This window comes from Helicobacter ailurogastricus (assembly GCF_001282945.1).
GTDB classification, from domain to species: domain Bacteria; phylum Campylobacterota; class Campylobacteria; order Campylobacterales; family Helicobacteraceae; genus Helicobacter; species Helicobacter ailurogastricus.
The window spans coordinates 98,402-113,026 of sequence record NZ_CDMG01000009.1 but is presented as its reverse complement, the minus strand read 5'-3'; the positions used below and the strand labels follow the sequence as shown (position 1 = coordinate 113,026).

Sequence of the window (14,625 nt, the reverse complement as noted above, 5' to 3'; positions counted from 1 at the left end):
TCCTTTAGTCTTTATGGAGTTGTTCGTCTGCTTGCACGGCTTGTTGCATGGTCATAATGCCTGCATTTTTTTGTGTGATGCCCTTTTTAATGTAGGCTCCATACGTGAGCAAGCCCAACACGATAAAAAATACACTCATCCCCCATTTGATTTTGCGTAGTTGCTCAATGCCCATGTCTTTAAACCAACCCCACTTAATGGCTAGGCGGTAAAGCCCAATCGAGCCGTGCAACTCCACAGCGATCAGTAAGAAAATATAGAGCAACCAAAAATGTTGGCTCACAAAGCGGTAAGAGGAGGCGTGTGGCCCTATGCTGTGCGGGGCGGTGAGCATCACAAACAAATGCACACTGGCTAAGAAAAACATCGCAAAACCTGTACCCACTTGCACCATCCATAGACTGGTGTCGCCGTGCTTCATCAAGTATTTATGGGTTTGGAAAATCTTATACTGCCGGTAATTGATGGGGAATTTACGCAAGGCTAAAAAGGCGTGGGCGACTAGGATAATGATCACCGCAGCCGCCACCGCGCTCACAATGGCCGGCTCACCCGCCTTGATAAACAAACTGCCCTCAAAGAATTTTGTGACGGCATACATCGCCCTATCGCTGATTAAAATACTGCTGACTAAAAACATGTGCGCGATCATAAACAAAGCCAAAACAAGCCCGGTTGCGCTCTGTAAAAAGTCCAGCTTGGCGTAAATCCCGCTTTTCCTATGCTCTGTCCCCACACCATAATAACCCTCGATGATCTCCTCTTGTTGCATCCAACACTCCTAAATGTAATCCGATCGAAAAATGATAGCAAAATTATGGTAACTTTTTAGCGATTTTTGCCATGTTTTGCTAAGATATGGGAAACTTTTGGAGCGCTCGCGTGAAATTTGTATTGGCTAATTTTAAATCCTACGCACTTGATTTGTTGCTCTATTTAGAGCATTTAGAAAAAAATTTACCTAAAGAATTAGCCCCTTTTCTCACCCTTTTTCCTCCCTTACTTGAGCTTGGGGCGTGCAAATCTTCTCGCGTGGCTTTGGGTGCACAAAATGCCTACCCCGCTAAACAAGGGGCTTTTACAGGCGAGATCACTTTGCAAGCCTTGCAAGATCGGGGCATCCAATCCATTTTAATCGGGCATAGCGAAAGGCGTTTGTTGCTGGGAGAAGACCCTAAATGTTGCCTTGCAAAGTTTGAATTTTTTAAGGATCAGGGCTTTCAAATCGTCTTTTGTATCGGTGAGCCTTTAGCCACGCGGGATTTAGGCGCGTCAGCCGTGCTAGATCATTTATTAGATCAAGTTGAGGGGCTGGATTTAAATTACCCTAAGCTCATTCTAGCTTACGAGCCTATTTGGGCGATTGGCACGGGGGTGAGCGCTCAAATTGCCGACATTGCCAGCACCATAGGGGGGCTAAAAACAAGCCTGAAAGCACCCGTGCGGGTGGTCTATGGGGGGAGCGTGCAGGTGGATAATGCCGATGCGATCTTAAGCCTCAAAGAAGTCGATGGCGTGCTTATCGGCAAGGCGTGCCTAGACCCACAAGCCTTATTAGACATCATTAGAATCAGCAGTACAAAGGAGTTTGCATGACCTTTAATGCCTTAAAAGAAACCTATTCTATCGACACCACCTTACCGCCTAATTTTAAAGATTTTGAGATTGTCGGGGTCGCGCCTTTAGAGCTAGCCACGCCCAACCACTTAAGCTATGTGGATCAAAAATCTTATTTAAAGAAGCTCAAAGACACCAAAGCGGGAGGGGTGTTCATCCGTGCCGAATATGCGAGCAAAGTCCCTGCCACAAGCCAAGCGTTGATCACACCAAACCCGCACCTAGCCTTTGCCCGCATCTCGCACGCCTTTAAAATTGACATGTTTAAAGCCCCTAGCACCAAAACCCCTCCAAAACTGGGCGCGAATGTGGTTTTAATGCCCCATGTCGTGGTGGGCGAAGGCGTGGAAATTGGGGACAACACCACCATCATGGCCAATGTGGTGCTAGGCGATGGGGTGAAAATCGGGCAAAATTGCAAGATTTACCCCAATGTGACCATTTACCAAAACACAATCATTGGCAACGAAGTGATCATCCACGCCAATAGCGTCATCGGCAGCGATGGTTTTGGCTACGCGCACACGGAGCTGGGCGCACACATTAAAATCGAGCACACGGGCATTGTGCGCATCGAGGATTTTGTAGAAATCGGGGCAAGCACCACAATCGATCGGGCAGTCTTTGGGGAGACTCACATCAAACAGGGCGTGAAAATCGATAACCTCGTGCAGGTGGGGCATAATTGTGTGTTGGGCGAGCACTCCATCATCGTTTCACAAGTGGGGTTGTCTGGCTCTACAACTATGGGGCGCAATGTGGTTTTGGGCGGACAGGTGGGCACAGGCGGGCATATGCACATCGGGGAGTTTAGCCAAATCGGGGGCAAGGGGGCGGTGGGCAAAGATTTACCCCCACACACAAACTACGCTGGAGCAATCCCGGCGATGGAAATCCACGAGTGGCACCACTTTTTAGCCACGCTTAGGCGGTTTGTGAAAAAGCAAAAGCCGAGTTTGATCGACAAAGCTAAAGGCTTGTGGAAACGCTAATGAAACAGCCTAAAAAAATCCGCTCCATCATCGCCGCTGCAAGCGGGAATCTAGTCGAATGGTTTGACTTTTACATTTACGCTTTCAGTGCAACTTACTTTGCTCACTCTTTTAGCGAGTCGAGCAACCCCATTATCCAGCAGATTCAGGTTTTTGGGGTTTTTGCGGTGGGTTTTTTCATGCGCCCTTTGGGCTCTTGGATTTTTGGCTCGCTGGCCGATAAAGTCGGGCGCAAAAAGTCCATGGTTTTATCTGTGGTTTTAATGGCAATGGGCTCTTTTATGATCGCCGCCCTGCCGACTAAAGAGAGCGTGGGGGACTTGGCAATTTTATTTTTGCTGCTTGCGCGCATGGTGCAGGGGCTTAGTGTGGGTGGGGAATATGGCATTGTGGCAACTTATTTATCTGAGCTCAGTTCTAAGGGCAATCGGGGGTTTTACAGCTCCTTTCAATACAGCACGCTGATCGGGGGGCAGTTCTTGGCGGTGGCGAGCATCAGCGTCTTGATGATGTTCTTTAGCCTAGCACAGGTGAGTGCCTTTGCGTGGCGGATTTTATTTGTGCTGGGCGGAGTTTTAGCGCTTGGGTCTTTGCTGGCACGGCGTTTAATGGATGAAAGCTCTAGCGAGTTAGAAGAGCATCAAGATCGGGGGACTTTGAAAGCACTCTTGCCCCACTTTAAGACTTGTTTCATCGTATTTGTCATCAGTGCGGGTGGGTCGCTCGCCTTTTACACCATCACCACCTACGCCAAGACCTACCTAGAAAACGCCGGCATGGCTAAACCTGTGGTGAATGATGTTTTTGTCTTTGCGCTGTTGATTTTAATGTTGGTCCAGCCACTTTTTGGCTACATCGGCGATAAAATCAGCCACAGGCGGGCAGTCATCACTTTTAGCGTCCTCGCCTTCTTTGGCATTGCCCCGCTCTTTAGGGTGATGTCAACGCATGCCCACAACACCACCATTGCCTTTTTAGCGGTGCTCGCCCTCTTTTTAATCCTTAGCTTCTACACTTCGGTGTCTGGAATTTTTAAAGCCTCGCTCTTTCCCGAGCATGTGCGCGCGCTTGGCACAGGCTTTAGCTTTGCGCTAGGCAATGCCATTTTTGGTGGATCTACCCCCTATGTGGCGTTGCAATTTAAGCACGCCAACCTTGAAAACGGCTTTTTTGTTTATGTAGCTGTGATGATGGCCTTTATGTTCATCGCTGCCATGTGTTTGCCTAAAAAACCTGTACTTGACTAGGGGGCTTTTTGCAACGCTTTTTGTGTGCGTGCCTGCCCCTTTTGGTGCTTTTATTCAGTGGTTGTTTAGCCACAATCGCTAAAAAACGCCCCGATCACATCCACATTTTAGAAAGCTACCAACCCCTAGACACCCCACTAGGGCGGGTTTATGCCCCCGCGCTCACAAAAGACCCCAAACAAAGTTTGGGCTTTATTTTGCAAGATGGGGATAAGGCCCTGTTGCAACGAATCGCTTTAATCCGCCTAGCCACGCACAACATAGACATCCAAACCTACCTATACCAAAACGACATCTCCGCGCGGGTGATGATGTTTGAGCTTTACAAAGCGGCCAATCGGGGGGTGAAGGTGCGCCTTTTGATCGATGATAACGGCTTGGATTCGGACATGTCAGACATCATCATGCTAAACACCCATCCTAATATTGATGTCAAAATTTTTAACCCATACCATGTCCGCAATAAGGGACTACGCTATTTGGAGATGATGGCAAGTTACGACCGCATTAAAAAACGCATGCACAATAAATTATTCATTGTGGATAATGTGGCACTTGTCATTGGGGGGCGCAACATCGCTGATGTTTATTTTGACAACGATTTAGAAGAGAACTTTTTAGACACTGATGCACTCTTTTTGGGGGCGGTGAGTCTAGATGCCAAAAAGAGTTTTTTACAATATTGGAACTTTAAAAGCGCCATCCCGGCTAATTTACTTCCAAGCCATAGAAAATTAAAGAGATACGCCAAAACCTATGAAAAAAGCCTGTCCAAACTTTTATTAAACGACCAAAGCACTTACGACAAAGAAGTACAAGCCTTTATCCAAAAATTCTTAAACAGACAAAACAAAGCCTACTTAGGGCACGCTGTTTTCATCGCCGATAGCCCTGAAAAAATCTACGCTATAAGCCCGACTTCTCCCATCAACAAAGCCCTACAAGAGATTTTAAAGCAAACCACAAATGCGCTCTACATCGCCTCCTCCTATTTAATCCCCGGCCCCACGCTATTAAAAACCTTCATTAAAAAGCTGGGCGAAGGGCTAGAGTTAAGCATTTTGACAAATTCGCTCGCCTCCACGGATGCGATTGTGGTTTATGGGGCGTGGGAGAGATACGCTAAAAAGCTCGTCAAGGCGGGGGCCAATGTCTATGAAACCAAAAGTGATTTGTCCCGCTACATCAAATACACCCGCAAGGGGGTGCGCTTTAAAATCAAGGGGCGGTTTAAAAACTCACTGCACAGCAAGATTTTAATTTTTGATAGTCAAAAAACTTGGATTGGCAGCTTTAATTTAGATGCCCGCTCGGCGCAAATCAACACCGAGTCGGTGGTGGTCTTTGACAACCCCGCTTTCGCCCTTTACTTGCAACACCGCATGCAAGAGCAAATGCGCGATAGCTGGCACTTGATTTTAGAAAAGCACGCTTTGCGCTCCCAATTGATTTGGGAGGGCGTGGAAGATGGGCAGGTGGTGCGCTACAGCAAACCCCCCGACACTTCCCCCTTTTTGCGCTTCATTAAGAATTGGTCTAAGATCTTGCCTGAGAGTGAGCTTTAAAAACACAAAATCCTTTAAATCTTAATCAGCACCTTACCAATTTGTGTGCCCTCCTCCATGTAGTCGTGGGCTTTGGCGATGTCTTTAAAATCAAAAACGCGATCGATCTCTGGGCGCAATTTTTGGCTGGCTAGGGCTTCATAGACATAAGCCTTTGCCTTCTCTAGCCTTGCGGGGTTTGTTGTGAGTTCAAACAATTGATAGCCGCGCAAAGTGAGTCTTTTAAAGAGCATGTCCCCCACAGGCACAGCCATATCCTCGTGGTTGAGTGCGCCATAAAGATTGTAATAGGCATCGTCGGCCATCGCTTTTACAAGAGTGTTTGCCACCGGACCACCCACAGGATCAAACACGAGATTGACACCCCGTCCGTTTGTGATCTCTTTTAAACGGGCGCTTAGATCGTCTTCTTGGGTGGCGAGCACAAAATCCGCGCCTTTCTCCACTAAAATATCCCCTTTGGCGTGTGAGCGTGTGAGCGCGATGGCAGTTGCACCTAACATTTTGGCAAACTGGATCGCCGCCAGGCCTACACTGCTCGTGGCGGCTCCCAAGACCACGAAATCCCCCGCCTTGACTTGGCACAACTCCACAAATGCGCCATAGACTGTAATAAACGCCATCCAACTTGCCGCCGCCTCTTCAAAAGAAAGATTTTTGGGGTGTTTGACAACGGCGTGGGCGGGCAGGTTTGCCACCTCAGCGTAAGTGCCATACTGGGTGAGTAAAAAGCTGGGGATCACGCTCACGGCATCGCCCACCTGAATGCCTTGAACGCTTGCACCCACAGCACGCACCACGCCCGCCCCTTCATAACCCAATTTAGACGGGAATTGTGGCGCGTAGATATAACGCCCACGACGGTACATGATCTCCGCGCGGTTTAAACCCAACACTTGAAAAGCAATTTGCACCTCGTTTGCGCTGGGTGCGGGTACATCTACATCCACGATTTCCAACACATCCGAATCGCCCACGCGGTTAATTTGGACTTGTTTGCTCATTTGAACCTCCTAAAATTTTGATAGGTTGCGGATTATAGCCCAATCGCAATATTTTTACAAGTATGAAGTTTTTTCTTAGTTAATATATTTTTGCTATAATTACGCTATTTAGGAGTGTCTATGCAAGATTTAAATTTACCCAAAGACCAAAATATCTACGAAACTGAGTGTCCCATTTTGCGTGCCATGCAAATTCTAGGGCAAAAGTGGAAGTTGCCTATTTTATGGTACATTGCCGATGCACCCATGCAAACCATCCGTTACAACGAATTGCAACGAAAGGTTGTGGGCATCACGGCAACCATGCTAACAAAGTGTCTGCGTGAGCTAGAAGCCGATAAGCTCATCATTAGAAAACACACCCCCACAATCCCCCCGACAGTGGAATACTCGCTCCATGAAAATGGCAAAACCCTAATCCCCGCTCTCAATGCGCTTTACCAGTGGGCAGTAACGCTTAAACCTTGAGTGGGTTTTCCCGTGTGGGCTTAAGCTTAGAAAAAGCGAGCTTTAAAAGCACGAAATTCCTTAATCTTTGATGATGATTATTATAACTTAAGACACTCACTGGCAACATTTGCCATGCCGTGTTTCTTGTTTGATCCATGCTGGTTATTCAATTTGTGTTTAACAAGGGGGTTCTTGCATACAAGGGTGTATCCACAATCATTAATGCGGCGTGTATCCTGACTAAGGGCGGCTGTCATTTTAGTTATTCCTATTTTTTTTGGTTAAATATTATTGTCATCGCTATTATTTATGATTTGCCTAAATAAATCAACCTCCCCTTGAGTGCATTTTGTGCTAAAATAGAGCTTTTATGACCCACCAATTAACCCTTCTTAGGCTATAATAACTCCATTTTTTAAAGGGGTTTGTATGTGGCGTTGGGTGTTTTTGATCGGGCTTTTTTGCGGATGCAACAGCGTTTTTTCGCCCTTTAGCCTCAATTTGAGCTACCCTTTAAGCCCCTCTAAGCCAAACCCCGCTTTAAAGCCCCTCTTTTTAAGCCCGCCGGATGTCGTCTTTAACGCCGAGTTTGTGCCCGCATATGACCAAGCGCAATTCACTAAAGCCCTACAAAAGGCAACCATAGGGATCTTACAGCACCTAGGCTACCCTCTAAGCCCACAAGGCTACAACACCAACCTACAAGCCCAAATCGGCCTAGCTTTTAAAAACACCCCCAAAGATTTAAAAGACATCGCCAAAATGCTTAAAGAGAGCCACAACGACTCTTTAGACCCCTCTAGGGTGTTGCAAATGCTCGAGGCCAAGAGCGATCTTACTTTGCGCCTATGTGCTAAGGACACGCCAAAGTGCCTAAGCCACATCAGTGTACAAATTAAACAACCCATTTTGCGCGCCAACCCGCTGGATAGCGACCCTAATGAGCGCAGCGGACCCAACGCCAACTACAACCACGCCCTAAACCTCGCCCTCAATAAATTATTCACCAAGAGCATGCAGGCTTTGCAAAACGATTTAGCGGGGGGGCAAACCTTTATACTGAACCAATAGGAGAGTGTATGCTATCCAAAGATGTGACCGAATACTCCAAAGTCAAAAGCGAGCTTTACGCCTATGTGTCCTATCTGCTGACCCAAAACATTAAAAACTACCTCAAAGAACCCACCCTAAAATACATACAGCTAGCGATGGAGCGCATTAAACAAGAAGTCCGCATTAAAGAGGATATTTTTATTTTAGACATTAATGGGAATTTAATCGATGGGGAGGGCAATGTCAAAAACTCTTTTGCGCAAAACTCTTTGGAGCGTGGCTACTTTTATGAGGCCATCGCCGAGCGACGTTGTGTTTTGACCAACCCCTACCCCACGCGCAGCAATCGGGGGCTGGTCGTTACAGCGGCTTACCCCATCTACAACGATAAAGACGAGTTGTTTTATGTGGTGTGCATGCATATCCCGCTCAAAGTCGCCATCGCTTTAAGCTCCTCGTCCAAGCATTACACCACCTTTGCAGAGGGCAGCGTGGTGATGTATTTTGGCATTTCTTTAACCCTAGCTCTCGTGTCCTTGCTCTTGTTTGTGAAGAGCTTGTCTAGTTTGTATCGTGCCTTAACCCACTTCAGCAGTTTTGATGTCAAAGAGGTCTTTCACCCCATTGTGCTTTTGACCTTAGCCTTAGCCACCGTGGATCTAGTCAAAGCGATTTTTGAGGAGGAAGTGCTAGGCAAGAACAGCGGGGATAGCCACCATGCCATCCACCGCACGATGATCCGCTTTTTAGGCTCGATCATCATCGCCTTAGCCATTGAGGCTTTGATGTTGGTCTTTAAATTTAGTATCAGCGCGCCCAATAAAATCATTTATGCCGTGTATTTGGCCGGCGCGGTGTCGGCTTTGCTCATCAGCCTAGCCATTTATGTCAAATTCGCCTACGGGGCGGCCAACGAGTCGGGGGGCAAGAATTAAACCCTTCAGCTTGTTTTTACCCTAATGCGCTAGAATGCACCTTTTATTTTTTGTAGAAAGGACAACTATGTCTCTAACCTTGTGCACCCTGTGCGGGGGGGGGGGTAACACTCTCTAATTCTCTTGCTTCTCTAATCCCCGTTTTAGGGGGAATCTCATGAGCCTCTCTTTAATGAAACCTTTGTCGTTGGCTTTGTGTGCGTGTTTGTTTAGTGGATGTGGGGAAAGCTTGCTCTCAAGTTTAAGCTCCAAAAAGCAGCCGGATGCTTTTGACAAATTTGTTGCACAACAACGAGCTATATCACAAAAAGCGTCCCAAGAGCAGGCCCAAAAAGAAAAAGCACGGCTGCAAGCGCAAAAGCCAAAATCTGAAAAGGCAGACGATCTCTTCCAATTCGCGTTTCAAAAGTATCAAGAGATGCTCCATCAACCTTCTTCGGCAGCACTGTCTAAATCTTATATAGACAAAAATCATGTCGTCCATGCCTATATTGATCCAGATAAGGTTTATAATTTATTCGAAGATGCCGCTAAAAAAGGCAGTGCAGAGGCTTATCGTTATATGGGCATTATGAGTCGCGATGAAGATAGGCGTAGCGATGCAATAGGCTACTTCCAAACCGCTGCGGAAAAGGGGAGTGTTGAAGCTCTTGCTAATTTAGGTGAAATGTATTTGCGCGGGAAAAGCGGAATAGATTTTTTCGGTGGTGTCCCCAAAGACTACGCTAAAGCGATGGACTACTTCCAAAAGGCGGCGAGCAAGGGGAGCGCACTGGGGGCTTACGATGCTGGAGCCCTTTATGCTAAGGGTCTGGGCGTGCCTAAAGACTTCGCTAAGGCTAAAGAATATTTCCAAAAAGCTGCCGACAAGGGGTATCCTATGGCCCTTGATGTCCTAGGCAAAATGTATTTTAGAGGACAAGGCGTGCCTAAAGACTTCGCTAAGGCTAAAGAATATTTCCAAAAAGCCAGCGATGGAGGGGATGCTGAAGCTTCTTATTATTTGGGCACCATGTATTACAAGGGGGAGGGCGTGGTTAAGGACTTAGCCAAAGCCGTAGAGTTCTTTAAAAAAGCCAGCGATGGGGGGGATGATCGGGCTTATGCCAGTTTGGGAGAATTGTATCTCAATGGAGAGGGCGTACCCAAAGACTACGACAAAGCCCGAGAGTACTTGGAGAAGGCAACAGATGAGGGGGGTAGGGTTTTTTGGGATTTAGGGGTCATGTATGCTAAAGGATTGGGTGTGTTGGTGGATAAAGCACAAGCTGCAAAATATTATCAATTGGCTTGCGATAAAGGCTATGAGAAAGCTTGCACCACACTAAGCAAATAAAAATGAGGAAAAATAGGTCAAATATGATCTATGACAACAGGAATTAAAGTCGCAGTTTTTGTGTTGGGTTTGGGTGGGTATTTTGAAGAATGTTTCAAAGCCTCCATGTCTATCCGCGCGCTTTTACAGCAAAGCCCAAGAACTACAAAAGATGGGCGAATACTTTAGTGCCACTAAATGCAAGACCTATTGCACCATGCGGTTAGCCTCAAAGAATAAAAGACTTGCTTTTGTGAAAGTGGCTGATGCACCCGTTCATATTGCCCAAAGGCATGTGTAGGCATGAGCGAACAAACAAACTTTCAAGCCTTTGATAGCGTGTTAGACAAGGGGATTTTGCAAAATTACATCAACATGAGATTTTGCAACAAATTCATGATGAAGTTTGAGGAGGAATTTCATGCAAATTGAGCATGTAGAACAAAAGGGCACTAAAGTCCATGCCTATGATGAAGAGGGCAATGAACTTTTTAAGAAGTCCGGGGAGTTGGTGTTCTTTGTGGATAATTATGTGCTCGTAAGGCGGGGGAATAAGATATGTAAAATTGATACTTACGGGTATATATTGGACCCTAATTTTATTTTACAAATCGGTCATGTGGAGCAAAAGGGAAACAAAGTATGTGTTTATGATGAAGAGGGCAATGAACTTTTTAAGAAGTCCGGGGAGTTGTGGAGCTTTTCGAGTGATTATGTGCGTGTTAAACAAGGGGAACAAATATGTGAGATTAATCCTTATGGCGATGTAGTGAATCCCAATGTCATTATTAATGAACCCGAGCCTGAAAAGCCCGAAAAATCTATGGGGTGTTTTGGTTGGCTTGTGACAGTGTTTGTTGTGTGTGGTGCTCTTTCCTTTATTGCGCGTTGGGTTAGCTTTAACCAAGCAAAAGCAGAAGAAGAACGCAGGGCACATCCTGTTCAAGTCTTCCACGATGCGATGGAGCTCTTCACAGCACAAAACTACAAGCAAGCTAAAGAGCGCTTTGAGTGGTTGGCTCAAATCAAATACCGCCCCGCTTTTAGCTCTTATATGGCCGGGCAGTGCGCTTATAAAGAAGAGCACTACCAAGAAGCCATTAAATTTTACGAGCAAAGTTTAAAAATCAAAGAGCAAGCCACCTACACGGACATTTTATTAGAAAACTTAGCCAACGCCTACAAAGCCCTCAAAGATGAAAAGAACTACACCCATTACAAACACCTTTTAGACCAGCAAAAGACAGGGGGGCAGTAGCTTTAAAGGGCGTTTAAACCCTTAAGCGGCTTTTTAACACCCCCCAAATTTTATACGGATACCTCAAAAGCATGGTTGCCATGTTGGCTTTAATGCCATTTTCTCTGCACGCCCTTAAGTTCTCTTTGTTTGCAAGCCACAAACTCTTTAACCCCCTAGTGCTCACCCCCCCCACGCCCATTTGCACCCACACGCAGGGCACATACACCGCTTTTAAGCCGGCCACATAGAGAGTGCGCAACAAAAACTCATAATCGGCGGCAATTTTATAATCCATTTTATAACCCCCAAAGCGGGCATAAACTTCCCTACGCACGAACAAGGTTGGATGCGCCGGGACTTTGCCATAAAAAAACCCTCTCTTGCTAAAATGCCCGCTCACATAGTGGCGCACGATCTTAGAGTTTTTGACATACACCAAGTCGGCATACACCATGTCCGCCTGTGGGTGCGCCTTAAACGCCTCGCACACTTGCACCAGCACACTAGAATCCGTGTAACAATCATCGCTATTGAGTATCCCTATGATCTCGCCCTTAGCTAAAGCAATGCCCTTATTCATCGCGTCATAAAGCCCCTCATCTGGGCCACTAAAAACCTGTAAATGCGGATAAGTTTTTAATATTTCAAGCGTGCCATCCACACTCCCCCCATCTAGGATCAAATGCTCCATTGGGGGCGTGCTTTGCGCGAGCACAGACTTGACGCTCTTTTCTATCGTTTTGGCCCCGTTTAAAACGGGGGTGATGAGAGAAATATTAATAATGCCCCCCCTTTAGGCTCTCAAAAGGGTTATTTAGGGGGGTGTAGGGCTTATAGGCTTTGGCTTTGGGTTGGGGGATGGTTTCTAAAACTTGCGCCACGCTCAGTGTCCGCACGCCATCGCACGCCCCCTTAAGCTCATCAGGAAAGGGGGGAAACTTCTCCATGCGTCCAATGAAAGCTTTAAAGACATGTTGGCCTCTGGCAAACTCTAGGGCGGGCACAAAGTCGCTATCGCGGCTAAAGAGCAAAATGTGCCCGTGTTGGTTAGTTTGGTAAAAATTATCCACTAAATGCGCCATGTCCAGCCCTAAAAGCAAATCCACCTGCTTTTGGCGCACGAACATTTGCTTGCGCGTGCTCTCCATTTTAATTTTATCCACCTCTTCAATGCGAGGCACATATTCAAAGAGGATCTTTGCCTTACCCACCCGCACTTCTTTGGGCATGTCGGTAAATAGCGTCAAATTGCGATTAAACTCTTGCACATTGTTAGACCTTCTTATCTTACCCTCGTAGTCTTTGGGATAATCGCGCTTGTAATCCTCAATTTGCGCCTTTAGCTCATCTCGTGCCCTAGCGGCTGCCTCCACAAAGGGCTCGGATACATAAATGTACATGCGATAAAGCACCTCATCGGGTTGGATAAAGGCTTTAAAAAACGCCATGAGCTGGTGCATGTTGTTGTAGTTGAAATACGGGGGCTTGAACTCGGGGCAAAACTTTTGCAAATACTCAAAATCTCCCCGCAAACACTCCCAATCCACAAAAACAATCAGCTTTGTTTTGTCTGTAAAAGGCACGATCTCTCCTTAAAATAAATAAATATGGGCTTATCCCTTTTAACACTCTATCCTTAATCATTTCATAAACGCACTATTGTAACCTCCTAACGCAAGGTTAAGGACAATCATAAATACGCCTCCACTTGCTTAGAATCTTTAGCCTCTAAATCCCACGCAAGAGCCCCCTTCAAAAGTGTGGGGTAAGTGCTCTCTAGGCCCTCTAAAAGCCTTTTGAAAGCCCCCCCATCTGTGGGCTCAAACACAAACCCATTGACCCCATTTTCCACCAACACCCGCGCCCCACACGCTTGGCTCACCAAAACGACCAAACCCACCGCTAAGGCTTCCTCCACCACCAAACCCCAAGGCTCGGCAATGCTTGGCAAAATCAGCACATCGTGAGCGCATAAGAGGGCGTTTAATTGCGCGTTTGGCATCGCCCCTAAAAAAGACACATTAGCACTAGCCATTTGTTTTAACTGGGATTCTAACTCCCCCGTGCCCACAAGGCTCAAACTTAAATGGGGCAACTCTTTAAAGATTTCTAGCAAAAACTCTAAATTTTTTACCGCCGTTAGGCGGGCGATGCAAATAAACTTTTTGCTATAAGGCCTGGGCTCTCTTTTAGCAGTGGGGGGATTGATGATTCCCACCCCGTACATGGTCTTTATCACCCCCTTAAAGTGCAAAGCGTGTAAGAGCTTGGCGTGCAAATCCCCACACACAAAGGCGATCGACACCCGCTTTAAAAACAGCCTTTTTAAGCTAGCCTTGAGCCCCTTTGTTTTGCTCTCCATAATGCTAGACTCCACAACCACCGCATTTTTAGCCCGAGCGCTTAAAGCCCACCCCGCCCAAAACTCCACGCAATCCCATCCCCCAAGCAACAAACGCTTATGGGGGTGTTGTTTCAGTAATTTAGAAAGTTTAAGCACATTAGAAAAAGTGGGGCGCACTTGCAAAGCCCCGTGAAAGAGCAGGGCATAGCCAAACTTAGCCCCCTCTAAGCTGATGAAGTCGCCCGCGCGGGTTTCTTTAGTGTCCTTGGCAAGAAACACCACAAAGATTTTTAAACGCCCGGCTAGGGCATTGTAGAGATTGACCTTATAAAAGGAGGGCACGGGCGACACAATGAAATAATCTAGCACTCTAGCTCACTTGCCTAAAATCAAATCAATGAGCGCGCGCACGCCCCCCTCCCCGCCCTTGTTAGATGAAACCACAATCCCGCTCAAGGCTTTTAAGCGGGGGTGGGCGTTGGCCACGCAGCCCTTAAAGCCCACACACTCTAGCACGGGCAAATCGTTGATGTCATCGCCCACATAGGCCACATTTTCTAGGCTGATGTGCTCTTTGGCGCAAATTTCTTTTACGGCCTCTAGCTTGCCCTGCGGTCTGCACCCCTGATACAAATAATCCATTTTTAACCTCTTGGCGCGGTGCTCGACTATGGGTGTAACCTCGCCCGTTAAAATGCCCGTTTTGATCCCCGCCTCTTTTAAGAGCTCAAAACCGATTCCATCGGCCACGCTGAACTTTTTAAATTGTTGCCCGCTTTCCAAATAATACATCCCCCCATCTGTTAAAGTACCATCACAATCGCACAAAAAGACCTTAATTACAGCCATCACCATCCTTATTT

At 46.7% G+C, this 14,625-nt stretch carries 16 protein-coding genes; 10 read left to right on the top strand and 6 right to left on the bottom strand.

The annotated features are described in order from the left end of the window. Positions 1–4: 4 nt before the first annotated feature. Positions 5–772 (bottom strand): fumarate reductase cytochrome b subunit, encoded by a 768-nt coding sequence (locus HAL07_RS05845; protein ID WP_053945440.1) that lies wholly within the window; start codon positions 770–772, stop codon positions 5–7. Positions 773–882: 110 nt separating this feature from the next. Between HAL07_RS05845 and HAL07_RS05840 the strand changes: the two genes are divergently transcribed. From HAL07_RS05840 to HAL07_RS05825, 4 genes are read left to right on the top strand one after another with little or no spacing between them, the layout of a single operon-like run. Then, the gene (locus tag HAL07_RS05840) at positions 883–1,596 is read left to right on the top strand and encodes a triose-phosphate isomerase (protein WP_053941291.1); all 714 of its coding nucleotides are present in this window, start codon (positions 883–885) and stop codon (positions 1,594–1,596) included. Continuing rightward, positions 1,593–2,609: a UDP-3-O-(3-hydroxymyristoyl)glucosamine N-acyltransferase gene (gene lpxD, locus HAL07_RS05835; protein ID WP_053941232.1), complete on the top strand. Its 1,017-nt coding sequence runs from the start codon at positions 1,593–1,595 to the stop codon at positions 2,607–2,609. The genes HAL07_RS05840 and lpxD overlap by 4 nt, the downstream gene beginning before the upstream one ends. Continuing rightward, complete coding sequence (locus HAL07_RS05830; protein WP_202903485.1) at positions 2,609–3,856, top strand: MFS transporter; 1,248 nt, start codon at positions 2,609–2,611, stop codon at positions 3,854–3,856. Before lpxD ends, HAL07_RS05830 begins: the two co-directional genes overlap by 1 nt. A gap of 8 nt (positions 3,857–3,864) precedes the next feature. After that, a complete protein-coding gene (locus tag HAL07_RS05825) occupies positions 3,865–5,421 on the top strand; it encodes a phospholipase D family protein (protein WP_053945438.1) in 1,557 nt (518 codons plus the stop codon). A gap of 14 nt (positions 5,422–5,435) precedes the next feature. Here HAL07_RS05825 and HAL07_RS05820 read toward each other — a convergent pair whose 3' ends face one another. Beyond that, the gene (locus tag HAL07_RS05820) at positions 5,436–6,425 is read right to left on the bottom strand and encodes a zinc-dependent alcohol dehydrogenase family protein (protein ID WP_053945437.1); all 990 of its coding nucleotides are present in this window, start codon (positions 6,423–6,425) and stop codon (positions 5,436–5,438) included. A gap of 120 nt (positions 6,426–6,545) precedes the next feature. On the opposite strand from HAL07_RS05820, the gene HAL07_RS05815 reads away from it, so the two are divergent. From HAL07_RS05815 to HAL07_RS07970, 6 genes are all read left to right on the top strand, one after another. Continuing rightward, positions 6,546–6,893, top strand: coding sequence for a winged helix-turn-helix transcriptional regulator (locus HAL07_RS05815; protein ID WP_053945436.1), 348 nt, complete (start codon positions 6,546–6,548; stop codon positions 6,891–6,893). A 411-nt stretch (positions 6,894–7,304) separates the two neighbouring features. Continuing rightward, on the top strand, positions 7,305–7,946 hold the full coding sequence (locus HAL07_RS05810) for a hypothetical protein (RefSeq protein WP_053941237.1): 642 nt from the start codon (positions 7,305–7,307) through the stop codon (positions 7,944–7,946). A gap of 8 nt (positions 7,947–7,954) precedes the next feature. Then, a complete protein-coding gene (locus tag HAL07_RS05805) occupies positions 7,955–8,863 on the top strand; it encodes a PDC sensor domain-containing protein (RefSeq protein ID WP_053945435.1) in 909 nt (302 codons plus the stop codon). 157 nt (positions 8,864–9,020) lie between these two features. Further along, positions 9,021–10,199, top strand: a complete 1,179-nt coding sequence (locus tag HAL07_RS05800; RefSeq protein ID WP_053945434.1) for an SEL1-like repeat protein — start codon at positions 9,021–9,023, stop codon at positions 10,197–10,199. A gap of 282 nt (positions 10,200–10,481) precedes the next feature. After that, positions 10,482–10,610 carry a hypothetical protein gene (locus tag HAL07_RS08310; RefSeq protein WP_264828323.1) on the top strand — a complete coding sequence of 43 codons (129 nt, stop codon included), beginning with the start codon at positions 10,482–10,484 and terminating at the stop codon, positions 10,608–10,610. Next, positions 10,600–11,436 carry a tetratricopeptide repeat protein gene (locus HAL07_RS07970; RefSeq protein ID WP_053945432.1) on the top strand — a complete coding sequence of 279 codons (837 nt, stop codon included), beginning with the start codon at positions 10,600–10,602 and terminating at the stop codon, positions 11,434–11,436. The genes HAL07_RS08310 and HAL07_RS07970 overlap by 11 nt, the downstream gene beginning before the upstream one ends. Positions 11,437–11,449: 13 nt before the next feature. Here HAL07_RS07970 and HAL07_RS05785 read toward each other — a convergent pair whose 3' ends face one another. From HAL07_RS05785 to HAL07_RS05770, 4 genes are all read right to left on the bottom strand, one after another. Beyond that, positions 11,450–12,199, bottom strand: coding sequence for a glycosyltransferase family 2 protein (locus HAL07_RS05785; protein ID WP_053945431.1), 750 nt, complete (start codon positions 12,197–12,199; stop codon positions 11,450–11,452). Further along, a complete protein-coding gene (locus tag HAL07_RS05780; protein WP_053941244.1) occupies positions 12,195–13,001 on the bottom strand; it encodes a PIN domain-containing protein in 807 nt (268 codons plus the stop codon). Before HAL07_RS05780 ends, HAL07_RS05785 begins: the two co-directional genes overlap by 5 nt. A 107-nt stretch (positions 13,002–13,108) precedes the next feature. After that, entirely contained in the window at positions 13,109–14,131 is a 1,023-nt protein-coding gene (locus tag HAL07_RS05775; RefSeq protein ID WP_053945430.1) for a glycosyltransferase family 4 protein, read from the bottom strand. A gap of 6 nt (positions 14,132–14,137) precedes the next feature. Then, positions 14,138–14,611 (bottom strand): KdsC family phosphatase, encoded by a 474-nt coding sequence (locus HAL07_RS05770; protein ID WP_082346397.1) that lies wholly within the window; start codon positions 14,609–14,611, stop codon positions 14,138–14,140. Positions 14,612–14,625: the final 14 nt, after the last annotated feature.